Below are 22,284 nucleotides of genomic sequence, written 5' to 3' on the forward strand. Positions count from 1 at the left end.
GGCCGGTTATCCGGCGGGAGGCGCCGGCGTTGCCGATTCCCAGGGGCAGCTCATGGGCCCGGCGACAGCTGCAGAAATCTTTTCCACCGGCACCAGCTCGGTGTAACCGGAGCCCAGCACCACGTCGACAGTGCCGTCAGCCCGGTCATCCTGGATATATTCCGTTCCGGGAATCTGTTGCTGCAGGGTGAAGGCAGCGGCTTCGCCCTCCGGGCCGGAGACAATAATGGCCGTCATTCCCTCACGGTTCACTGAACTGTTCCCCACGGTTCCGGCCTGGAACCCGCGGGCCGCAAGGGCCTCGGAGACCTGCGAGGCGAGTCCCGCCGTCGGCGTCGTGTTGTAAACATTGACCGTTATGCTGTCCGGCGCCTGATAGGAGAAGGGCCCTGCGGGGCATTCGGTGGACGCCACGGGTGCCGGCTCCGGTTCGGAAAGTACGATCCAACCCTGCAGGACAGCCGCAGCGAAGAGCGCAGCCGCCACCAGCACAGCGGCCAACAGGCCAATGACAATCCGGTGCCGCAGCCGCCTCCGGCGCCGCAGCTGCGCGGCAGCGTCTGCTGCGGGATCAAACACAGCCCCCAGATCATCTTCGGTGACAATCCGGTGGCCGTGCCACTCGGTGGGGTCATTCCTCGCTGCCCTGTTCCGGTGCTGCGCGCCGGAGGGCTCGTCAGTCATCGATCACCAGGACGCGCGCATGCAGGATGGTCCGCTGATGCAGCGCAGTCCTCACGGCCCGGTGCAGCCCGTCTTCCAAGTACATGGTGTCCTTCCATTGCACAACATGCGGAAACAGATCGCCGAAAAAGGTGGAGTCCTCGGCCAGCAGTGCGCCCAGGTCCAGAGTGCTCTTGGTGGTGACCAGCTCATCGAGCCGGACCTGCCGGGGAGGTACCGCTGCCCAGTCCTTGGGTGTCACGTATCCATGGTCGGGGTAAGGGCGTCCGTCGCCAACAGCTTTGAAGATCACTCATACAGAGTATGGAAGATCGGCGGCCTTTGAAACAGCGTGCCCCGGCGGGGCGCCATCCATTCCGCTACATTACGGGCGCCAAGGGGTTCTTTTTGGATAATTCATGCTCTCACCAGCATCAATGCGAAGCTACGCCCCGCACGTGCCGTTTTTCGCCGCGGCTGCCGCAGTGAAATACTGGCACCGTGACTTCTCCCCGCTTTGGCCTGCTGCTCGACGTCGACGGCCCGGTAGCCAGCCCGGTTACCCGCTCCGTACCGCCCCGAATCATCACTGACCTAGTGCAGCTGGCGGTTGCCGGCTGGCCCGTTATCTTCAACACCGGCCGGTCCGATGAGTTCATCCGCGAACAGGTCATGGCCCCGATGATCGCCGCCGGACTGCCGACGAACACCACGGTGCACGCCATCTGTGAAAAGGGCGCCGTCTGGTTCTCCTTTACCGGATCCGGCCCCGGCGAGCCGCAGGTGGATTCCGCCCTGTCGCTTCCCGGGGACTACGCCGACGCCGTCCGGAAGCTGGTGGCGGAGAAGTACGCCGCGCACATGTTCTACGACGAAACCAAGCGCGCCATGGTCTCCGTGGAGCAGCACGTGGACGTGGACAACGCAGAATATCTGGCCGAGCAGCAGCAGTTCGATGCCGATGCCCTGGCCCTGATGGGCGAGCTGGACCTCGGCGTCTGCCGGCTGGACCACCATGTTCCGGACAGCGACGACTCGATCGACTACCGCATCGATCCCACCATCATCTCCACCGACATTGAGGCGCTCGGCGTCGGCAAGGACCTCGGCGCCCGGCGCGCCCTGGCACTGCTGGAGGCCGCCGGCACCGAGGTCCCCCGTATCTGGCGCACCGTCGGGGATTCCCGCACCGACTACGCCATGGCCGATGAGCTGCACGCCCTGGGTTACGACGTCGCGCATGTGGATGTCCGCCCGGCGGACGGCGTGCCCGCCAAGCCGTACCCGGTCCTGACCGCCGGCGACCGCATTCACGATGACGCCGGCGGCGCCTACTTTGCCCGCTGGGCCGCGATGGCAGCAGGCACGGCGGCCAACGACGACGGCGTCAGCTAGCTTCTCAGCTGCCGGGCGGCCCGGCGGACGGCGGACGTGAGCCGGTCGAGCCGCTCGGACTGGAGCGTCCACGACTGCCAGTACAGCACCACGTCGCGGTGCGCCTGTTCGTCGAGCAGCACCAGCCGCCGGTCCGCCAGGTCCGATCCAATCTGCAGTTCCGGCACCATCCCCCAGCCGAGTCCGGCCCGCACGGCGGCCACGAAGGCCTCCGATGACGGCACGGTGTGGCTCGGCGGCTCATGCCCCGGGCCGCGGGAGGCCAGGAAGCCCCGCTGCAGATCATCCTTGGCGTTGAAGTGCAGCACCGGCATCGCTTGCCAGTCGACGCCGCCCGGTGCGGTAAACCGCTCGCTCAGTCCCGGAGCAGCAGCGGGGACGTAGCGCATAGCGCCGAGCCGCACGGCCCGGCAGCCGTTGACCGGCGCCGGATCCGCCGTCACCGCTCCAAATACGTCTCCCTGCCGCAGCAGCCGGCTGCTGTGATCCTGGTCCTCCACGTGCAGGTTCAGGGTGCTGTCCGTCCATCCGGCGGCGTCCCTCAGCACGGGCAGGAACCAGGTGGCCAGGGAATCGGCGTTCACCGCCACCGGCGTGGCGGCGGCCGGAGCTGCCGTCCCGAGGGCCTGCCGGGCCTCGGCTTCCAGCAGCTGCACCTGCCGGGCCAGCCGCAGCAGCGCGGCCCCGGCCTCGGTGGGCGTGCAGGGAACAGCGCGGCGCACCACCACCTGCCCCGCCGATTTCTCCAGGGCCTTGATCCGCTGGCTGACAGCGGAGGGACTGATGTGCAGCCGGTCCGCAGCGGCCTCGAAGGTGCCCTCGTCAATAACGGCGGCCAGCGCCCGCAGATGCTCGAAGTTCATGAAGAAAATCTAACGCATCATCAAAATCATTCGTTTGCCTGTGCCGGCTCGCAGAACTACCGTCGAAGGCATGTGGAGCATTGGAGGAACCGGCCTGCTAACCGGGTTGGGGCTGATCGTGGCCATCGGGGCGCAGAACGCATTTGTTCTGCGCCAGGGCATCCGCCGGGAGCACATCGGCACGGTGGTGGTGCTCTGCGCAGTGAGCGACGCCGTCCTGATCCTCGCGGGCACCGCCGGCATCGGCGCCCTGGTCGAGAGCTTCCCCCCGATCCTCGACATCCTGCGCTGGGGCGGCGCGGCCTACCTGGTCTGGTTCGCCGTTCGGTCCTTTCTGTCCGCGCTGAAACCCTCCGCCCTGACCGGCCAGGGGCCGGGTTCGCGCAGTTCGGTGATCGCCACCACCCTGGCCCTGACGTTCCTGAACCCGCACGTATATCTGGACACCGTGGTGCTGCTGGGCAGCCTGGCCAACCAGTACGGCGAATCGGCCCGGTGGATCTTCGCCGCCGGGGCCGCCCTGGGCAGCATCCTCTGGTTTTCCGGCCTCGGCTACGGTGCCCGGATGCTGTCAGGGGTCCTCAGCCGGCCGCGCACCTGGCAGGTCCTGGACCTGCTGATCGGCATCGTGATGCTGGCGCTTGCGGTGAAACTGGTCCTGGGCTGACGCCGCCGGCGGGAACGGCCGCGGTGGTGGCCGGCAGCATCTCGATGAGCGTTTCCCTAGGCGGGAACGTACGTGGCAGTGACCCAGCGCAGCAGTGAATACAGCAGCTGCGAAGCGCCGGGCATGAACCCTGAACCGTGGTGATAGACCGGATCCATGGTGGTCACCAGCAGACGGGCGGGCTGGTTCACCTCATCCACGTAGAGCAGGGCGCCAATTTCCACGCCGTTTTCCTCCATGACCACCGGCGACCGCGCACCGGCGGGCGGATGCAGCAGACCGTGATGGTGCCATGACACCGCTCGGGGCGTGAAGTATTCCCACAGCGGATCCTCGGGCAGGCGCAGCCGGGTGCCGTTGTCCTCACCCGTGCGCCAGGTCCAGAACACGGTGGGCCGGAAGGTGTATCCAACCCCGGGCAGCCACTGTTCCACCTTGTTTTCGCCGAGCACAATGACAGTTTTCCCGGGGTCCTGAAGTGCAGCACGGAGGGCAGGGGCAAACCGGGCCAGCTGTCCTTCGTGCAGCCGGTCCCCCACGATCATCACGTCCAGGCCGGCGAGCACCGAGGGATCAGCCTCCGGCAGGTGGACGGACTCGAGCCGGTACGGCTGCAGGGCGGGATCGGCCAGGGTGCGCAGCGGCGCGAAGGTGCCGCAGTGCAGCAGGCCGATACGCGGTGCGGTGCCGGGCGCAGGATTGCTGGGGCCGACGGCGGGCGCCCGGTTGGCGCCGCGGCTCGCCTCCACTGAGGCCGCGGGCGCCGGGGGACCCGTTTCCACCACCCGGTGTCCGCCCTCGAGCCAGGCCACCAGGTTGGGGCCAATCCGGCCAATGGAGTAGCGGTCGTCGCTGAAGCTCTCCAGGTCGTTGCCGCCGTGAACCAGCACTTCCCCACGGCCCAGGCGGTAGGTGTAATCCAGCGGCAGGGAGTACTGGCCGATGCCGGTGACGACGGTTGCGTCCTCGGGCAAATCCAGGTGGTAGCCGCGCCCGTAGAAGCCGGCGACGCCGATTTCTTCCAGCTTTTCGTAGCTGTGGATACCGGGCACACCGGTGCGGTAGTGCAGATCCTTGTAATCCACGCCCTCCCATACCGGATGGGCCGTGACAGCGTGCGGATGGATGTCCCGGGCCCCGCGGAATTCCAGTTTCCGCCAAACGGCCAGCCCCTCGATGAACGGGGTTACCACCTGGGCGTTGACCAGCACGCGGCCGCCGGAGCGGACAAATCCGGTGAGCGCTTCGCGGTGGCGGTGCAGCAGCAGATGGTCGGCGCCGCCGCTGATGATGAGGCCGTCCGCGGCGAGGATCCTTGTGCGGGCGGCGTCGTCGTCGAGGTCATAGGCGTCAACGTCCTCCAGCGCGCCTCGCCAGGAGGGATCAGACTGGCCGCGCATCGGTGTGCCGCCGATCAATCGGTAAATCATGGGAGGTCCTTTCGGGAGGGTGCAGCAGCGATCGGTCCGGCGCAGTCCTGGCGGCACGACGGTCCGAAGTCCGGCACCGCGATCACACGGTTACCCGAGCCGGTGCCGACCGTGGGCGTGCAGATGGGCAGTCCGTACACCGCGGACAGGGCGGAACCGGTCAGAAGTTCGTCAGTGGGACCCCAGCGGGTATCGTCACTGCCCACAAAAAGCAGTGCGTTGCGGGAGACATGCAGCGCGTGGTCGGGATGGTGGGTGGTCATGATGACGGACATGCCGTCGGCGGCCAGGCCGGCCAGAACTCCGAGCACGCGGGACTGGTTGTGCAGATCCAGTGCCGAGGCAGGTTCATCCAGGACCAGCAGTTCGGATCCGGAGGCCACGGCGCGGGCGATCAGGACCAGCTGGCGCTGTCCGCCGGAAAGCTCGGAGTAGGCGCGGTGAGCCCAGTCGGCCACGCCAACCCGTTCCATGGCAGCGTCAGCGGCTTCGTGGTCCTCGCGGCGGGGGGTTTGGTAGGCGCGCAGGTGACGGCTGCGTCCCATCAGCACCATTTCGGCAACGGTGAAGGAGGTGCCGCCGGCGCCGTGGTCCTGCGGTACGTAGCCGACGGCGGCGGCCGAGCGGATCTGTCCCTCACGCGGAGTCAGCAGCCCGGAGAGGCATTTGAGCAGCGTGGTTTTGCCGCGTGCATTGGGGCCGAGGATGGAGAGGATTTCCCCGCGTTCCAAGGTGAAGCCGAGGTTCCGGAACAGCCACGGCCGGACGCGGGAGTAGCGGAAACCCAGTCCGGAGACCTGCATCAGCCCGGTGTTCAGGACGGGGACAGTGGTCATGAGATCTCGCCTTTTTTCTGGGAACGGGCCAGCAGCACCACAAATACGGGCGCGCCGATGACGGCGGTCAGGATGCCCAGCGGCAGTTCGCTGCTGGTGACGGAGCGGCTGAGGGTGTCAATCAGCATCAGGTAGGTGCCGCCCAGGAGCAGCGAGGCGGGCAGGAGCACCCGGTGGTCCGGGCCGACCCAGAGCCGGGCAAGGTGCGGAACCACCAGGCCGACCCAGCCGACGGCGCCGGCCACCGCCACGGTGCCCGCGGTCATGAGGGCCACGGCGCACAGCAGCACCACCCGGGAGCGGTGCGGATTCACGCCCAGGGCTGCGGCGTCGTCGTCGCCCAGCGAGAGCACGTTCAGTCGCCACCGCATGGCCAGGACCACGGCAGCGCCGACGGCAATCGGAATCAGGGCGGTCAGCACCTTGTCATAACCGGCGGCGGCAATGGAGCCCAGGAGCCAGTGCACGATCGAGGGGAGTTCGGAATACGGGTCCGCGGTGTAGGTGATGAAGGAGACCAGGGCGTTGAAGAACGCCGCCACCACAATTCCGCCGAGGACGATCATCAGCATCGGACCGCCGCTTCCGCCGAGCCGGCCGAGCAGGAGGACGACGGCGAGCGCGGCCAGGCCGAAGCCGAACGCTCCGCCCACCATCGCACCGCCGGACAGGCCCAGGGTCAGCACGAGCACTCCGCCGAAGGAGGCTCCGGCGGTCACGCCGATGATGTCCGGACTGACCAGCGGATTGCGGAACAGCGCCTGCAGGCAGGCACCGCCCAGGGACAGGGCGCCGCCCACCAGGAAGGCCAGCAGCACCCGGGGCAGGCGTACGTCCAGGATTACCGTGGCTTCCTGCTCGGTCCACGTACGGCGCAGGGCACCTTCGCCGCCGCCTGCGCCGAAGAGGGCAGTGGCCTCGTTGGCCAGGATGCGCAGGATCTCGTTCGGCGGAACCCAATACCGGCCGGCGGCCATCGAGATCAGGGCCACCGTGCACAGGATCAGGACGCACAGCAGCAGCGGGATGCGGTGGCTGCGGGCCCGGGGCTGCGGCGACGGTTTGGGCGACGGTTGGGGTGACGGTTGGGAGCCGGAAGCCGACGCCGGGGCGGCGGCGGCCGCCGCCGCCGTCGTCGTCGTGCCGGAGCTAACCGCGGAAGACGTCATAGCCGGCGCTTCCGCTGTTGAGGTCCAGCCGCAGGGCGGCGTCGATCTGGGCTTCGGAAATCTCATAGTTGTACAGGTAGGCAATCTTCTCGGCCATGGCGGCGCGCAGCGTATGGCCGGTGAGCTGCGGGTGGTACAGCTCGGCCGCCCACTGCCACATCAGCGGGGACTCGGCACAGGGGACCTCCCAGCGGTACCCGCCCAGCGGCGCCTTGTAGACGCGGCGGTTGCGCACGGCGGAGACGGAGGCCAGTGACTTGTCGGCGTAAACCTCCGCGGGGGTGCGGGCGTCAAAACCGCCCAGCGTGATGACTTCCGGGTCCCAGGTGATGAGCTGTTCGGCGCTGACCACGTTCTCCGCGGAAATGTTGTCCGCGGCCATGTTCTGCCCGCCGGCCAGTTCCATCCAATAGTGCATGTAGGAGGACTTGTTGGAGGCTGAGTAGCCGTCACCGGACTGGCCCAGGTGGACCACGCGGACCGGGGTGGTGACGCCCGCGAGTTCCTTCTTCAAGCGGGCAATCTCAGCGTGCATCCAGTCCACAATCTCGGTGCCGCGCTCGGGCTTGCCGAGGATCGTGGAGAAGAGGGAAACCCAGGTCTCCAGGTACTCCTGTGTGCCATAGAGCAGGCAGACGGTCTTGAAGCCCGCGTTTTCCAGCGGTTCCACCAGGCCGTCGCCCTGGTCCGCCCACTGGAAGACGACGTCGGGCTGCAGCTTGGTGATGGTTTCAATGTTGGGGGTGAAGCTCGACGGGGAGATGGTGGTCGTGGACTTCGAGTCCGGATACATCTCACCGAACAGGCCCTGCTTGTTCGCCTGGAGGGTCGATTCGTTGATTCCCACCACCCGGCCGTAGCCGCCGTCCACTGCGGCCAGCATGGAGGGAGAAGGGATCACCGTGGTGGCGATCCGCTGCACCGGAGCGTCGAAAGAAACTTCGACGCCGCGCATGTCTGTCACCGTGAAGCCCCCGGTACCGGCCGCACTGCCGGCAGCTGCAACTGTTTCACGGGAGGAGCAGGCACTCAGGGCCAGGGCCAGAAAGCCCAGACCGGCACCGCCGAGGAGCGTACGGCGGGAGGTTCCAGGGAGAGGAAGAGAGGCGGGCAACGAGATTCCTATCGCTTCGGCAGGTAAGGCAAACCTAAAAACTGATGTAGATATCAGATCATATGGAATCGATTAGCGCATATTTACGTTTCGTAATTATTTGCGGATCCGGGCTGCCGACACGACCCTCCGTGCCATTGCCCGCGCGGCGGCCGGCGGGTCACGCTTCGACCTTTTTCGATGCCGCCGTGACCTGCTGGCGCTGCCCTGCCAGGACCCGTGGAGTCGCCCGAAGAACCCGCAAGGTGACCCCATAAGTCGCTGTGTTACATCGAAGCCCGGTTTATCGTGAGTAAACGCGCAGGTCAGGGGCACCTAAGAGCATCAGCGCGTAACAAATGCTACTTACTTGACAGGGGGCGGTGGTAGCTTCGTCGCATGCCTGAAATCTCCAGCTCCATCCCTGTCCTGGACCTGAGCACGGCCCGCAACGCCGACGGTTCTTTCAACCCGGAATTCATCACCCAGCTGCGTGACGCAACTCACCGAATCGGTTTCTTCCAGCTGGTGGGTTACGGTGCGGGCGAAGCCAAGGTGGATGACCTGTTCGACATCACCAAGCGCTTCTTCGCCCTGCCCCTGGAGGACCGGCTGGAGCTGGACAACCGGAAGTCTCCGCACTTCCGCGGCTACACCCGGCTGGGCACGGAACTGACGCAGGGCCGCCCCGATGCGCGTGAACAGGTGGACTTTGGTCCGGAGCGGGCTCCGGTCGCGGACTACCCGCAGGACCAGCCTTACTGGCTGGTTCAGGGCCCCAACCAGTTCCCCGATGAGGTGCTGCCGGAGCTGCGGCAAAAGTCCATGGAATGGGGCGAGCTGATGTCGGAGGTCGGCGCCGAACTCCTCAGCGCCATCGCCGTGTCACTGGAACTGCCGGAGGACCACTTCACGGAACCGTTCGAGGGCACGCCCGCCTGGATGGCCAAGCTCATTCACTACGTGGGCGGTGTGGTCAAGGAAGCCGGCACGCAGGGCGTTGGTGCCCACGCGGACTACGGATTCGTGACGCTGCTGCTGCAGGATTCCGTGGGCGGCCTGGAAGTCCGCCCGCATGAGTCAGACACTTGGCTTCCCGTGGAGCCGATCCCGGGAGCACTGGTGGTGAACCTGGGCGAGATGCTTGAGGTCGCCACGCAGGGTTACCTCTCCGCCACCATCCACCGCGTCACGGCTCCGGCACCCGGCGTGGACCGTTACGCCATTCCCTTCTTCTGGTCCCCGCGGCTGGACACCGTCATTGATCCGGTGGAGCTTCCTGCTGAACTGGCCGCACAGTCCCGCGGAATCTCGGACGATCCGGAAAACCCGATGCTCGCGTCTTACGGCTCCAACGTGCTCAAGGGCTGGCTTCGTGCACATCCGCAGGTGGCTCAGCTGCATCATCCGGAGCTGCTCGCTTCCAAATAATGCTGACCTGAACAGGAACGGAGAAGTCCGCTGCGTTGCTCCGTCAGCTCACATGCACCCACGGCCTGCGGGAAACGTCCGGCTCTGCTTCGCGCAGCACCTCCCGGGTGACCGGCGCAATCTCCCCTTCACCGAAGATAAGGAACTTGAAGAGGTTCGACAGCGGGTCGCCCTCAGTCCAGCGGAAGTACACGTGCGGCATGGCTCCGGTGATGTCGCGGATGTGGAGCATCACCGCGGCAACCGTCGTCGGTACGTTCGAACTGTGGACCTGCAGGATACGGAACCCGTGGCGCCTGACGCCGCACACGTACAGGTGCGTTTCGAATTCCGATGAGTCATCCACCATGACCTCGATGAACAGCGGTTCATCCGCGGGGGCGAGGTGGCTGACGCTGCAGGCATGCTGGAATTTACGGCGGTAGGCCGCGGCACTGGACCGCCCGGGCTCGTGGGCGATCAGTGAAATCTGCCCCGAATCCTGCGCTGCGACGAACGCCAGCGCCTCGTCGTCGAGGGTAATGGTGGTGGCCCGCAGCTCAAACGCCCGCCGGGCCCTTGAGACGAAGGACACCACGAGGATCCCGAGGATGAACAGGGCCGCAATCCAGGCGCCGTCGGGCCTGTCCCAGATGTTGGTGAGCGTGGTCCAGATGAGGATCAGGGAAATCACCCCGAATCCCAGTGCGGCGGCAGGCTGAGCGCTGCGGCGGGCGGAGAGCGTCACGGCCACCGACGCCGAGGTGATCAGCACCAGCACTCCGGTCGCATAGGCGCCGCCCTGAGCCTCAACATCGGCGCCGAAAGCAATGGTGACCACGGCGGCGACCAGCGTGAATACCAGGACCATGGGTCGAACGGCCCGCGACCAGGCCGGCGCCATGCCGTAGCGGGGCAGGTACCGCGGCACAAGGTTGAGTAACCCGGTCATGGCGGAGGCACCGGCAAACCAGAGGATGGCTATGGTGCTGATGTCATAGAGGGTGCCGAAGCCTTCGCCCAGGTACTGATGTGCGAGGTACGCGAGCGCACGGCCGTTGGCGTCACCGCCCTCCTCAAACTCGGAGGCAGGTATGAGCAGGGTCGTCACGAAGCTCGAGGTGATCAGGAATCCGCTCATGATCACTGCAGCCGTGGTGAGCAGTTTCTGCGCTCCCAGGATCCGGCCGTGGGGGCTGCCCGGTGTGTCGCCCGGCGCCCCCTTGATCTGGGGCATGACAACAACACCGGTTTCGAACCCGGACAGTCCCAGCGCGAGCCGGGGAAAAACCAGCAGCGCGAGGGCGATCATCGTCAGCGGATTGCTGTGCTGGACGGTGAGCGTGGTCCACCAATCTCTGACGGGTTCGGGATTGGCGGTGATCTGCGCAGCGGCGACCACGACGACGATGAGGTTCAGGATGAGGAAGGTGGCCACGAGGGCGACGGCGATGCCGATTGCCTGGTGGAACCCGCGGAGGAAGACGGCGGCGAGCAGCAGCAGGAACCCGAGGGTCACGGGTACCTCCTGTCCGTGCAGCCAACCCGGAGCAAAGGGGTTCTCGATCAGGTGGGCACTGGCGTCGGCGGCGGACAGGGTGATCGTGATGATGAAGCTGGTGGCGGCGAACCCCAGCAGCGCGAGCACAAAGAGCTTGCCCCTCCATTTCGGCAACAGCTTTTCCAGCATGGCAATGGAGCCTTCACCGTTGGGGCTCTCCCTGGCCACGCGCTTATAGACAGGCAGCGCCCCGAACAAGGTGACGGCAACCAGGATGAGCGTGGCGACCGGCGCCAGGGCGCCTGCGGCAGCCGCGGCGATGGCCGGCTGATATCCCAGGGTGGAGAAGTAGTCGACGCCGGTCAGGCACATGACTTTCCACCATGGCTGCACGGCGGACCCTGTCCGGCGCTTCGGCTCGGGAGTGCTCTGGTTCTCGTCATCGAGAAGCCAGAGGCGGAATCGGCCGGGACCTCGGGACTGAATGATGTGGTCTTTGGTTGCTGTCACTCGCTCGAATGTATGCCCGGGCCCGGGGTCAAACAGGGCTTCTTAACGGATCCTTAACACCTGAATGTTCCCCCGTGGGCAAAGGAACCACCGACACGGCGATCGGGCCGTGGCCCGTCCTCACGGTCAGGGCTCGAAGCGGTATCCCATTCCGTTTTCAGTGGTGAAGTAACGGGGACGGGCAGGATCCGGTTCCAGCTTGCGCCGCAGCTGATTCAAATAGACCCGCAGGTACTGCGCCTCACGGGTGTACGCCGGCCCCCAGACCTCCATCAGCAGCTTTTGCTGTTCAACAAGCAGGCCGGGATTGCGCACCAGCAGTTCGACAATCTTCCATTCGGTCGGAGTCAGCCGCACCTGCTCGCCGTGTCGCTCGGCCTTTCTGCGGGCAAGGTCCAGACTAAAATCCGCTGTTTTGACCACGGGCATTTCCGCAGCGGCGACGAATCTCCGTTCGGCCGCGCGGAGGCGGGCCAACAGCTCGTCAAGGCCAAACGGCTTGGTCACATAGTCATCCGCACCCGCATCCAGGGCCTCGACCTTGTCCTCGGGACCGTGGCGGGCGGACAGGACAATGATCGGCACCTGGCTCCAGGCGCGAAGAGCGGAAATAACCTGCACGCCGTCCATGTCCGGAAGGCCAAGGTCAAGGAGCACCAGGTCCGGACGATGCTTGGACGCCGCCGCAAGCGCGGACGCGCCGTCGACGGCCGTCACCGGGTGATAGCCGCGGGTACGGAGATTGATCTGAAGCGCGCGCAGGAGCTGCGGTTCATCCTCAACAATCAGGACGGTAATCACTGCCTCACCCCGGTGGAGAGCGGGAGACGGATAATCATCGTCAGGCCGCCGCCCGGAGCCGGTTCGGCAACCAGCTCCCCGCCCATCACTTCAGTGAATCCGCGGGCGACAGCCAGCCCCAGCCCCACCCCTGCGGTGCCGGTGTCATCGAGGCGCTGGAACGGCTGGAACATTCGGATGAGCCCGCCCTTACCGACCCCGCGGCCACGGTCGCGGATGCGCAGTTCACTTGCCGGGAAGCCGCCGACTATGCCGGAGACCGCAGAAGTGACCACGATCTCGGAATCTGCCGCATATTTTTGTGCGTTCTCGGCAATGTTGGCGATGACGCGCTCGAGCATGCCAAGGTCGGCCTGCACCGGAGGAGTATTGGGCTCCAGCAGGATCCGAATACTCTCCGACGGCATACCCCGCAGGGCGGCGGCCAATACATCCGCCCAATGCACGGGACCCAGATGCGCGGTGGCTGCATCACCACTGAGCCGGGACATGTCGAGCAAATTATCAATCAGCGAGGTCAACCGGTCCGAGGAGGATTCGATGGTGCCGAGCAGCTCGGCTTCTTCCTCCGGGGTGAAGGCAATGTCCTGCTGCCGCAGGCTGCTGACGGAAAGCTTGATGCCCGCCAGCGGAGTGCGCAGGTCATGGGAGACCGCCCGGAGGATCGCAGTCCGCATGATGTTCCCGTCGGCCAAGCGCCGGTTCTCCTCAGTAGTGGCCAACAGCTGCTGCCGCTGCCGCAACGCTGCAAGCTGGGACCCGAAGGCCGCCAGCAACCGCTGCTCCCGAGCCCCCAGGGCATGGCCGTACAGCACCAGCTTCAAGCCCCCGGGAACAAGAATTGCCGCATCACCTTCGCCGGGCGTCCCAACCCCCTGCCGATCTCCGCCGCCGGACGAAGGCTCCTGTGTGCCGGCCGCGGCGAGGACCTCCCAGGTGCCGGACCGGGCGGCGCCGTCGTCGTCGCCTCCGTCCTCACCAGCCGGGCGGGCATACAGCACGGCGCCCGCCATCCTAAAATGCGTGCGGACATGCTGGAGGAAACTCTGCAGCGTGTCCTCCGCGGCCAGCACACCCCGGGCAAGCTCCCCCAGTGTTGCGGCCTCGGCCGCAGCGGCCGCAGCTTCCCGGGCCCGCCGGGCCGCGAGCCCGACCACCAGGGATACCGAGACAGCAACCGCTACAAAAATCAGGACGGTGAGCAGGTTCTCCCCATCGGCGATTTCCAGGGACCCGAACGGCCGGGTCGAGTAGTAGTTCAGAATGAGGCTGCTCCACAGTGCGCCCGGCAGCGCCGGCCACAGCCCGCCCACCAGCGCCACCGCCACCACGCCGGCAAGCTGAAGCAAGACACCGACGGCAAGCAAGTCATTGCCCACAACAAACATGCCCCACTCCAGCAGCGGCGGAAGCAGCAGAGCCAAAACGAATCCGGTGAGGGTACGCAGACGGCCGACTTCCGGTGCAGCTATTCGAGCCATTCCAGAATTCTCGCAGGTGCACCGGGATATCCGCTTATCAGGCCGGGTGCGACGGTTGCCTGCAGTGGCTGGCGCAGCACAGTCTTGCTTGAGTCCGGCTCAGGCCCGGCCGAACACCGCCACCAGGAAATCGGAATCCGGCGCGAAGGGGCGCAGGTCCCAGGTGGAGAACTTCTGTTCGCACTTCAGCCCCACAGCGGCAGCATCCTCGAGGAACGTTCCAAAGTCGTAACCGCGGCCCGCGCCGAACCCGGTGACCAGGCGGCCGCCGTCGGCCAGATGGTTCCGCAGCCGGGTCAGCACTTCACGGTGAGTGCCGGGGGCAACGAAGGTGAGTACATTGCCCGTGCAGACGATCACGTCGAACGGCTCTGCGATGCCGGCCGCCGGAAGGTCCAGTTCCGCCAGATCCCCCACTACCCAGGGAACATCGGGGAAATCGGTGCGGGCGGCTTCGATCAGTTCGGGATCAACGTCCACGCCGACGACGTCGTGCCCGCGGGCTGCCAGCTCGCCGCCCACCCGGCCCGGGCCGCAGCCGGCGTCCAGGATCCGCGCCCCGCGCGGCACCATGGCGTCGATCAGCCGCGCTTCGCCGTGCAGATCCATCCCCTGCTCGCGCATTTGGACGAACCGCGAGATGTACCAGGCGGAATGGCCCGGCGATGAACGTTTCTGGGCTTCCCAAAGGGTTTCTTTTCGCACCCTTCCAGAGTACGCGGCGGCCATCTGCCCCGATCCTCAGTCTGGACCCCTGTTTCCTAGGCTGATCCCCCTCAGACAGGTAGGTTGTTCGCCATGAGCCTCCACCAACCGTCACCTGCCCGCGCATGGTCCCGGCGTGCGTACGGCCTGGGCGAACATGTGACACCCATGTGGGCGGTGGTATGTGCGGCAGCGGCGTTGACGGCTTTTCTCGTGTCCTCTGCACTTCTGATGACCGATGCCCTCTACTGGCCCGGAGCCGAAAGCGTCCGGGTCGCGGCATCGATGTTCATAGGTCCCCTCGGCCTCTTGCTGGCCGTCGTCGTCCTGTGGCATCAGTCAGGCCGGATGTCTGCACCGGCCGCCGCGTTCACCGCGGTTGCCGGAATCCCTGCATGTGCGTTGGCGGCTGTCACGGTGGGCAGCTGGTCCGTTGGTTTCGAGGCCGCCGACGCCGGCACTGATCCGGGCTGGTTCGGAGCTTCCACCCTGCTCTTCTTCGCGGCGGCCTGGACGGCCGGGACCGCCGCCTTGGTTCCTGCAGTGGACGATCTGTGGCAGCTGCAGCGTTTCCGGCTTCTCCGCGGTGCGCTGAGGGTGTTGCTCGCGGCGGCGGCGGCGTTTGTGCTGGGCCTGGTTTTTCTGGTTGCCTTCCCGCTGGCTCCGCTTGCCGCAGCAGTGCTGCTGTTCGTCTCCCTGCGGGCCGCCAAGGACAATCAGCCTGCAGCAGATCACCGGAAGCCCGGTGCGTCATTCCCTGACGCGGCACCGTCGGCATTCCAGCAGGAGCGGCTCGTCCAAGGCGCAACTCCGCCCCGGCATCCGCGCCCGGCCGTCGCCGTGATTGCAGCAGCCACCTTGGTTCTCGGTCTGATGTGCGCGGGATTCGCGCTCACCGGCAGTAACTGGTCGAATCTGGTGAAGGATTCCACGGCCGCAATGAACCTCGGCCTGGCTGCCGGAGCGCTCAACGCCGTGCCGCTGACCGTGGCGGCCGGACTCGTGCTCCGGCCGCGGCTTGGCAGAGTGATTCGATGGACGGTGCTCCTGATGTCCGGAGGCCTCCTGGCCGAAGCGGCAGCCCAGTTTGCCGGCGTCGGGCACCCCTGGCAGTGGCCGCTGACGCTGACCGGCGGCATTCTTCTGGGCTTCGGCTTTGCCCTTCCCTTGGCCCGGCTCGCGCCGGGAGGTCCGCTGCTGCGCTTCAGCGTGACCGCTGGAGCCGGCCTGGCCCTGGCATTCGTCGGAGTGATTGTTGTGGCGGGGGCCGGGTTCATTGCCCCTGCAGCATCGGCCGCGCTCCTTATTTGGTGCTTCCTTCCGCCCGCCCGGCAGCGGGCTGTGCTCCAAACGGCTTAAAGCCCGCTCAGCGCACCCGAGCCAATTCACGGAACAGGGTGTCGGCATCCGCGATGTCGAAGAAGGCGAAACCTTGGTCTCCCCGGTTAAAGAACTCCAGCCCTGTGTTCTGGTATGCGGCGTTCCGGCCGGTTCCAAAGATAACCGAGGCATGCCGGCCGTCCCGGGAACGGACGGTTTTCATCGGGCCGCCCTTTAGACCGATGTCCTGAACCGACCGGTCGCCGGTGAGGATGATGGCGCGTTCGTCAGTGAGCGCGTAAACCGTTTTCAGCTTGCGCCGCTTCTTGTAGATGAAGCGGCCAAAGAGGAAGTAGAGACCAAATCCCATGAACGGGATTCCCCAGAGGGCAAAAAACCACGGGGCGTCAGTGGTAACGACGAGAAACTCCCAGACGACAGTGAAGCCGAAGAACATCAGGCTGAACGGCACCATGAGCATGTCTGCCGGGGCAAAACGGACGGCAGGATCAGGGCGTCCGGACCACCGCAGCTTTTCTCCGGATCTCAGGATGGGCTCAAGCCATGACCAGTCGTCATTCATCCCCGGAGTCTTCCATAAGATATAACCGCTGGATCAGCACGCGCCCGAAGGAGTTTCGAATCAATGGTCATGCCCCGGAATCTGTTCCTCGTCCGCCACGGACAGAGCGAAGCGAATGTCATGCAAAAGGCTTCCAGAGCCGGCGACCAGAGCCTGTACACCGAAGAGACCATGACCGTTCCCGACCGTTCCTGGCGTCTCACCGAACTTGGCGTGCAGCAGGCAAAAGTCGCCGGGGCGTGGATCGCGCAGCAGGACATCGACTTCGACCGGGCCGTTGTCTCCACCTTCACCCGTGCCCGGGAGACCGCCGCCATGCTCGGACTCGACGTGCGCTGGGAGGAGAGCCGGGTCATCCGCGAACGCTCCTGGGGCGAGATTGGATCCATGTCGAAGCAGGACTTCGCCCGAAAGTACTCGCAGAACGCGTCGTACCGGGACAGTGACCCGCTGTACTGGGCTCCTCCGGCCGGGGAATCCATCGCCAACGTCGCCGAGAACCGTGTCCGGAACATCCTCAGCACCCTGCACCGGGAGAACCCCCGCGAAAATGTTCTGATGGTGACCCACGGCGAATTCATGTGGGCCACCCGCCTGGTGCTGGAGCGCTGGAGTGATGAAGAGTTCCTGGACCGGGATGCGGACAGGTCTGAGATGATCCACAACTGCACCGTCCTGCAATACACCGCCGTTGACCCCTGCAACCCGGAAAAAGTCCACGAAAAGCTCAACTGGGTCCGCCGCAGCTGGCCGGCCCGGGTGGACGGTGAATGGACCATGTTTGTTGGGGAGTGGGAAGAGTTTGGCCGCAAGTACTTCAGCGGCGACGACCTCCTCGAAAAGGTGGAAGCAAACCGGCATTTCTTCCAGAACGCCTTCGGCCACTAACGGAATTCTCTTTCACTCCCGGGAATAGAACACGGGCCCTGCAACTTGTACCGCCCATGAAAGCAATCGTGTATTCAGCCACCGGCCCCTCCTCCGTCCTCTCCCTCGAGAACCGCGAGGCCGCAGCGCCCGGGCCCGGCGAAGTGCGGGTCCGCGTCACCGTTTCCGGCGTGAACCCCACGGACTGGAAGGCGCGCGCCGACGGCGATCTCGCCTTCCCCGAGGTGGTTCCGAACCAGGACGGCGCCGGTGTCATCGACGCCGTCGGCGACGGAGTCACGGACCTGCAGCCCGGTGACCGGGTGTGGCTCTACCTTGCGGCCTACGGCCGTCCCACCGGCACCGCCCAGGAATTCACCGTCCTTCCCGCCGACCGGGCGGTGAAGCTTCCCGAGGGCATCGGATTCGACGTCGCCGCCAGCCTGGGCGTCCCGGCAATGACCGCACACCGCGCCCTGACCATCCACGAAAACGGACCGGCCCGGCTCTCCCCGGGAGCGCTGGCCGGACGCATGGTCCTGGTCCAGGGCGGCGCCGGAGCCGTGGGACACGCCGCCATCCAGTTTGCCTCCTGGGCCGGCGCCACAGTGATCGCCACCGTCAGCAGCGATGCGAAGGCCGAACTCGCCCGCGCCGCCGGAGCGCACCACATTGTCCGCTACCCGGACGATGCCCAGGCCGAGCGCATCCGCGAAATCGCACCCGACGGCGTGGACCAGATTGTGGAGGTCTCCCCCGCCCAGAACGCGGCCCTGGACGTAAGCGTCATTGCCAACCACGGCAGCATTGCCTACTACGCGAACAACAACGGCGACGAGTTCACCGCCCCCATCATTCCGAGCTTCGCCAAGAACGTCCGCTGGCAGGGCGTGCTCATCTACACGGTCGGAGAAGCAGCCCAGCACGCCGCGGCGGAGGACATCACCGCAGCACTGCGCGACGGCGTGTTCCCGGTGGGTGAGTCCGCCGGCCTGCCGCTGACCTGGTTCCCGCTGGAGGACACAGCCGCCGCCCACGACGCCGTCGAAAACGGCACCACCGGCAAGATCCTCATCCGCGTGGCCGAAGAAACCGCCTAAAGCCGCAAAAGCGCCTCGGACCAGAGGGCTCGATGACGCAGGGCGTACCGGGTTGCGCCCTGCCAGTGGTCTCCGTGACCCTGCTTGTACATCGAGCCCCATGGTTCGCGGACGGCATCGTGCGAAGTTTTCAGCAGCCGGTACATGGCAGCCGCACGGCGGTGCAACGCCTCGGGCAGGTGTTCGCGCAGCCTCCGGTCAGCACCGTATCCGTCCACGAACGCCGCGAGATTGTCCGCTGCTTCCTCGGGAGCCTGCCGGACGTCCGAGAGCGTGAATGACTGCGCGGCGTAGGCAAGGTCCCACAACCGTGTACTCGGTGCCGCGGCATCCCAGTCGATGAAGACCCAGCGTTCCCCGAGGATGAGATTCCACGGGGCGAGGTCGTTGTGGCAGATCAGCTCGTCCCCCGGCGCCGGGATGGCCGTGGCCCAGGACGCGTCCGGTGCGGGCACATAGGACTCGCTCGCATCGTGGATCGCCCGGACCATCTTTCCGACCCGCCGGAGTTCGGCCCGGGTGAGCGGCTCCGCTTCGAGTGCGAGCTGCCCGGGGATGAACTCGAGGACCTGCCGGCCCTGATCGTCAGGGTCAAAGACTGCCGGCACATCCACGCCGTTGTCTCGGACTGCTGCCATGAACGCCAGAACGCCGGGAGTGGACTCGGTCCACGGCTTGCGGACAGTTGGCCCGATCCGCACTACGCCGCCGCTGGCGTTACCGCCTGCCAGTTCCTGCTCCTCTTCCATTCTGGAAATGCTAGCTTCTCAATTGCCCGAAACGCGGGCGGCTACCCTTGGGAAATGTCGAGAACAGCGATTGTCCTGCTCAGTATCTGCGGAATTGCCCTTTTTTGGCTGTTGTCCCAAGGGGCGATCAGCCAGGGACTGGCCCAGTGGGCAATTCCAGGGTGCTTCCTTCTGATCACGGCAATCATCGCTTTTGGTGCTCTTCGGAGCCAGCGAGAATAATCGTCGCCGCGTATTTGGCCCCGAAGCCGGTGCCAGCGCAGGACGCATGAGGCACACTGGTCGCGTGAACCGAAACCAGTGGGTGCTGCACGTTGACCTCGACCAGTTCATCGCGGCCGTGGAAGTGCTCCGGCGCCCGGAACTTGCCGGGAAGCCGGTCATTGTGGGCGGCCGGGGAGATCCGACGGAACGCGCCGTGGTGTCCACCGCTTCCTATGAAGCCCGGGCATTCGGCGTGGGTTCCGGAATGCCCCTGCGGGTGGCCGCCCGGAAAGTGCCCGACGCCGTCATCCTGCCGGTGGACCGCGAGGCCTACCTCGCGGCGTCGGAGGAGGTGATGGCCACCCTGCGCGCCCGGCCCGGCGCCGTCGTGCAGGTCCTGGGCTGGGACGAAGCATTTGTGGGTACACAGACGGAAGATCCGGAGGCGTACGCCCGGGAACTCCAGGCAGCCGTGCTGGAAAAGACACGCCTGCACTGCAGCGTCGGCATCGGCGATACGCTGGTCCGCGCCAAGAACGCCACCGATCTCGGCAAGCCGGCCGGAGTCTTCCGGCTCACCACGGAGAACTGGTTGGAGGTCATGGGCGGCCGCCCCACCAGGGAGCTGTGGGGCGTCGGCCCCAAGATTTCCGGCCGGCTGGCCAAACTCGGAATCACCACGGTCTCGGAGCTGGCCGCCGCCGATCCCCAAAGCCTGGTGCCGGAATTCGGGCCCAAGATGGGTCCCTGGTACGCGGAGCTCGGCCGCGGGGACGGGTCAAGCGAGGTCGATGACACGCCCTGGGTGGCCCGCGGGCACAGCCGGGAAACCACCTTCCAGCGCGACCTGACGGAACTCGACCAGGTGCGCGACGCCGTCCGGGAACTGACTGCGGGTGTGCTCAAGGACGTGGCGGCGGAAGGGCGGCCCGTGATCGGGCTGACCCTCAAGGTCCGGTACGCGCCGTTCACCACCAAGACCCACGCACGGAAAATTCCGGAGACCTTCGACACGCAGGAGGTCCTCGCCAGGGCACTGGATCTCGCGGGCGCCGTCGAAGCCGGCCGTCCCGTCCGGCTGCTGGGACTCCGCGCCGAAATGCCGATGCCGGAGGACGCCCGCCAGGGACACACCCCCACGCGCGGCGGCTGGTGAGCGCCGCCGTCGTCCCGGCGGTGACGGCGGAAAGCCTGCCGCCGGTGCACAGCTCAGGAGCCGTTCCAAGTTGGAAAGGGTATTCTAACGGTACTAATCTTCTCAGGACCCAATAACGGGTCGGATGTCAAGGGTGTGCAGCGAAAAACGCGGGCATCAGGAACGCGGGGTTTGAATGGCTGGCCGGATTCTCCACGTCTCCCGACGGACTCTGGCCGTCGTGGGTCACCTCTTGGTCTATGTCCTGATCTGGGCCGGACTCGCGATGCTCATCGCCGCCGTCGGCATCCGTCACTTCTGGGGCGAGATCTCCCTGGCCCAGATGCGCCTGAACCTGGTCTCCGTCGAAATCGACGGCGGGGGCGGCGCCCTCGTCTGGATCGGCATCCTGGGCATCGGCGTGGCACCTGCCCTGATCACCCTTGGCATTGCCCTGGCGCGGCACTTCCGGCGCCGCAAGCGCCACCGCGCGGACGTCGTACATTCCCGCCGTTCCCAGTGGATTCGGCGGTCGGTGTCGACCGTTTTGGTTTCCGCAGTGGTTGTGGGCGGCACCACCGCCTTCAGCACCACAGTGGGCGTGGCGGACTACATCAAGTCCGCGAACTCTGCGTATGACATCGCCGATTACCATGTGGAGCCCGCTGTCACCGGGCATCAGAACAAGAACAACCTGGTACTCATCTACCTTGAGTCCGGTGAAGCCACCCTGGAGGATGACCAGCTCTTCGAAAAGGACGGTTTTGCTCCGCTCAAGGAGGCCACCGACCTTGCAGCCGGCTGGCAGAGCGTGAGCGATCTGCAGCAGTACCGGGGCGGAGGCTGGACCATGGCGGGCCTCACTTCAACCCAGTGCGGCATCCCGCTCAAGGGCGCAGGCGGCTCCTCGAGCAGCGACACCGGCACCGCAGACGACGTCGACACCTATCTGGGCGGCACCACCTGCCTGGGCGATGTCCTGGCGGACCACGGCTACACCAACGTTTTCCTGGGCGGGGCCAACGGGTCCTTCGCGGCGAAGAGCACTTTCCTGGACAGCCACGGCTATTCCAAGGAAAAGGACCTCTCCGACTGGCGGGCTGCCGGTGAACCGGAAGAGAACTTCCGCAAGGACTGGGGCTTGAGCGACGAACGGCTCATGGCCCACGCCGCAGCGGAAGTTGATGAGCTGCATGCCGAAGCGCAGCGGACCGGCCAGCCGTTCAACCTGTCGGTGCTGACGCTGGACACCCACGAGCCGGTGCACGTCTATGACTACTGCGACGTGGATACGGAAAGCAACGTCACCTCCGTCTTCGCCTGCTCCATGACCCAGGTGGCGGGCTTCGTGAACCACATGAAGGACATGGGGTACCTCGAGGACACTGCCGTGGTGATCATGGGCGACCACCTCAAGCACATGAGCGCCGGCGACGCTTTCCATGAGCAGCTGGACAACCACACCAACCGCACCATCTTCAACCGGATCTGGGTTCCGGGCGGCACTCCGGGCAGCACGCTGCGCCCCGGGGTGGACCAGTTGAACATGTACCCCACGATCCTGGAAGCCGCCGGCCTCACCTTGGAGAACGGTGCCGCCGGGCTGGGTGTATCCGCCTTCGCGCCGGAGGTTCCCGCCGGCTCCGCACAGTCCATGGAGCCTGACGCCTATGCCGAGCTGCTGAATTCGCATTCCTCGGAGTTCTACGCCCAGGCGTGGGGTCCCCGGGACCTGTCCAACTAGCGCTGCCCTACCCGCAAAGCCTGGACCGCCGAACCTGGACGGACGAAGATTTTCCGCC

At 66.0% G+C, this 22,284-nt stretch carries 21 protein-coding genes; 8 read left to right on the forward strand and 13 right to left on the reverse strand.

The window, feature by feature from the left end; all coding sequences use genetic code 11:
- Positions 1 to 6: 6 nt before the first annotated feature.
- Together AC4D2Q_RS16130 and AC4D2Q_RS16135 are read right to left on the reverse strand one after the other, a co-directional pair.
- Positions 7 to 684, reverse strand: coding sequence for a LytR C-terminal domain-containing protein (locus tag AC4D2Q_RS16130; protein ID WP_490947463.1), 678 nt, complete (start codon positions 682 to 684; stop codon positions 7 to 9).
- Positions 677 to 976: a type II toxin-antitoxin system VapB family antitoxin gene (locus AC4D2Q_RS16135; protein ID WP_227892491.1), complete on the reverse strand. Its 300-nt coding sequence runs from the start codon at positions 974 to 976 to the stop codon at positions 677 to 679. Before AC4D2Q_RS16135 ends, AC4D2Q_RS16130 begins: the two co-directional genes overlap by 8 nt.
- Before the next feature lie 188 nt (positions 977 to 1,164).
- Here AC4D2Q_RS16135 and AC4D2Q_RS16140 point away from each other — a divergent pair, with 188 nt between their 5' ends.
- Entirely contained in the window at positions 1,165 to 2,058 is an 894-nt protein-coding gene (locus AC4D2Q_RS16140) for a hypothetical protein (protein WP_490947464.1), read from the forward strand.
- Here AC4D2Q_RS16140 and AC4D2Q_RS16145 read toward each other — a convergent pair.
- The gene (locus AC4D2Q_RS16145; RefSeq protein ID WP_490947465.1) at positions 2,055 to 2,921 is read right to left on the reverse strand and encodes a LysR family transcriptional regulator ArgP; all 867 of its coding nucleotides are present in this window, start codon (positions 2,919 to 2,921) and stop codon (positions 2,055 to 2,057) included. The two genes, AC4D2Q_RS16140 and AC4D2Q_RS16145, sit on opposite strands and share 4 nt — an antisense overlap.
- Before the next feature lie 70 nt (positions 2,922 to 2,991).
- On the opposite strand from AC4D2Q_RS16145, the gene AC4D2Q_RS16150 reads away from it, so the two are divergent.
- The gene (locus AC4D2Q_RS16150) at positions 2,992 to 3,588 is read left to right on the forward strand and encodes a LysE/ArgO family amino acid transporter (protein WP_490947466.1); all 597 of its coding nucleotides are present in this window, start codon (positions 2,992 to 2,994) and stop codon (positions 3,586 to 3,588) included.
- A 56-nt stretch (positions 3,589 to 3,644) separates the two neighbouring features.
- Here AC4D2Q_RS16150 and AC4D2Q_RS16155 read toward each other — a convergent pair whose 3' ends face one another.
- The 4 genes from AC4D2Q_RS16155 to AC4D2Q_RS16170 are packed head-to-tail and all read right to left on the reverse strand — an operon-like array spanning position 3,645 to position 8,137.
- Complete coding sequence (locus AC4D2Q_RS16155; RefSeq protein WP_490947467.1) at positions 3,645 to 5,018, reverse strand: hypothetical protein; 1,374 nt, start codon at positions 5,016 to 5,018, stop codon at positions 3,645 to 3,647.
- Positions 5,015 to 5,854, reverse strand: a complete 840-nt coding sequence (locus AC4D2Q_RS16160) for an ABC transporter ATP-binding protein (protein WP_490947468.1) — start codon at positions 5,852 to 5,854, stop codon at positions 5,015 to 5,017. The genes AC4D2Q_RS16155 and AC4D2Q_RS16160 overlap by 4 nt, the downstream gene beginning before the upstream one ends.
- Complete coding sequence (locus AC4D2Q_RS16165) at positions 5,851 to 7,023, reverse strand: FecCD family ABC transporter permease (RefSeq protein ID WP_490947469.1); 1,173 nt, start codon at positions 7,021 to 7,023, stop codon at positions 5,851 to 5,853. Before AC4D2Q_RS16165 ends, AC4D2Q_RS16160 begins: the two co-directional genes overlap by 4 nt.
- Positions 7,004 to 8,137 carry an ABC transporter substrate-binding protein gene (locus AC4D2Q_RS16170; protein ID WP_490928000.1) on the reverse strand — a complete coding sequence of 378 codons (1,134 nt, stop codon included), beginning with the start codon at positions 8,135 to 8,137 and terminating at the stop codon, positions 7,004 to 7,006. Before AC4D2Q_RS16170 ends, AC4D2Q_RS16165 begins: the two co-directional genes overlap by 20 nt.
- A 378-nt stretch (positions 8,138 to 8,515) precedes the next feature.
- Between AC4D2Q_RS16170 and AC4D2Q_RS16175 the strand changes: the two genes are divergently transcribed.
- Positions 8,516 to 9,547: an isopenicillin N synthase family dioxygenase gene (locus AC4D2Q_RS16175; RefSeq protein ID WP_490947470.1), complete on the forward strand. Its 1,032-nt coding sequence runs from the start codon at positions 8,516 to 8,518 to the stop codon at positions 9,545 to 9,547.
- A 43-nt stretch (positions 9,548 to 9,590) separates the two neighbouring features.
- Here the strand turns inward: AC4D2Q_RS16175 and AC4D2Q_RS16180 are convergent, their stop codons facing one another.
- From AC4D2Q_RS16180 to AC4D2Q_RS16195, 4 genes are all read right to left on the reverse strand, one after another.
- Positions 9,591 to 11,399 (reverse strand): APC family permease, encoded by a 1,809-nt coding sequence (locus AC4D2Q_RS16180; RefSeq protein WP_490947515.1) that lies wholly within the window; start codon positions 11,397 to 11,399, stop codon positions 9,591 to 9,593.
- A 264-nt stretch (positions 11,400 to 11,663) separates the two neighbouring features.
- Positions 11,664 to 12,338 (reverse strand): response regulator, encoded by a 675-nt coding sequence (locus AC4D2Q_RS16185; RefSeq protein WP_490947471.1) that lies wholly within the window; start codon positions 12,336 to 12,338, stop codon positions 11,664 to 11,666.
- Positions 12,335 to 13,819, reverse strand: a complete 1,485-nt coding sequence (locus AC4D2Q_RS16190) for a sensor histidine kinase (protein ID WP_490947472.1) — start codon at positions 13,817 to 13,819, stop codon at positions 12,335 to 12,337. Before AC4D2Q_RS16190 ends, AC4D2Q_RS16185 begins: the two co-directional genes overlap by 4 nt.
- 99 nt (positions 13,820 to 13,918) lie before the next feature.
- Positions 13,919 to 14,524 (reverse strand): class I SAM-dependent methyltransferase, encoded by a 606-nt coding sequence (locus AC4D2Q_RS16195; RefSeq protein WP_490947473.1) that lies wholly within the window; start codon positions 14,522 to 14,524, stop codon positions 13,919 to 13,921.
- A 93-nt stretch (positions 14,525 to 14,617) separates the two neighbouring features.
- Between AC4D2Q_RS16195 and AC4D2Q_RS16200 the strand changes: the two genes are divergently transcribed.
- Positions 14,618 to 15,883, forward strand: coding sequence for a hypothetical protein (locus AC4D2Q_RS16200; protein WP_490947474.1), 1,266 nt, complete (start codon positions 14,618 to 14,620; stop codon positions 15,881 to 15,883).
- 7 nt (positions 15,884 to 15,890) lie between these two features.
- Here the strand turns inward: AC4D2Q_RS16200 and AC4D2Q_RS16205 are convergent, their stop codons facing one another.
- Positions 15,891 to 16,427, reverse strand: coding sequence for a hypothetical protein (locus AC4D2Q_RS16205; RefSeq protein ID WP_490947475.1), 537 nt, complete (start codon positions 16,425 to 16,427; stop codon positions 15,891 to 15,893).
- 69 nt (positions 16,428 to 16,496) lie between these two features.
- Between AC4D2Q_RS16205 and AC4D2Q_RS16210 the strand changes: the two genes are divergently transcribed.
- Positions 16,497 to 17,315: a histidine phosphatase family protein gene (locus AC4D2Q_RS16210; protein WP_490947476.1), complete on the forward strand. Its 819-nt coding sequence runs from the start codon at positions 16,497 to 16,499 to the stop codon at positions 17,313 to 17,315.
- A gap of 56 nt (positions 17,316 to 17,371) precedes the next feature.
- Positions 17,372 to 18,394 (forward strand): NADPH:quinone reductase, encoded by a 1,023-nt coding sequence (locus tag AC4D2Q_RS16215; protein WP_490947477.1) that lies wholly within the window; start codon positions 17,372 to 17,374, stop codon positions 18,392 to 18,394.
- On the opposite strand, the gene AC4D2Q_RS16220 is transcribed toward AC4D2Q_RS16215, so the two are convergent.
- The gene (locus AC4D2Q_RS16220) at positions 18,391 to 19,143 is read right to left on the reverse strand and encodes a phosphotransferase (RefSeq protein WP_490947478.1); all 753 of its coding nucleotides are present in this window, start codon (positions 19,141 to 19,143) and stop codon (positions 18,391 to 18,393) included. The two genes, AC4D2Q_RS16215 and AC4D2Q_RS16220, sit on opposite strands and share 4 nt — an antisense overlap.
- A gap of 268 nt (positions 19,144 to 19,411) precedes the next feature.
- On the opposite strand from AC4D2Q_RS16220, the gene AC4D2Q_RS16225 reads away from it, so the two are divergent.
- Both AC4D2Q_RS16225 and AC4D2Q_RS16230 read left to right on the forward strand, forming a co-directional pair.
- Positions 19,412 to 20,503 (forward strand): DNA polymerase IV, encoded by a 1,092-nt coding sequence (locus tag AC4D2Q_RS16225; RefSeq protein ID WP_490947479.1) that lies wholly within the window; start codon positions 19,412 to 19,414, stop codon positions 20,501 to 20,503.
- A 175-nt stretch (positions 20,504 to 20,678) separates the two neighbouring features.
- The gene (locus AC4D2Q_RS16230; RefSeq protein WP_490947480.1) at positions 20,679 to 22,226 is read left to right on the forward strand and encodes a sulfatase-like hydrolase/transferase; all 1,548 of its coding nucleotides are present in this window, start codon (positions 20,679 to 20,681) and stop codon (positions 22,224 to 22,226) included.
- Positions 22,227 to 22,284: the final 58 nt, after the last annotated feature.

This window comes from Arthrobacter sp. TJ-178 (assembly GCF_058269275.1).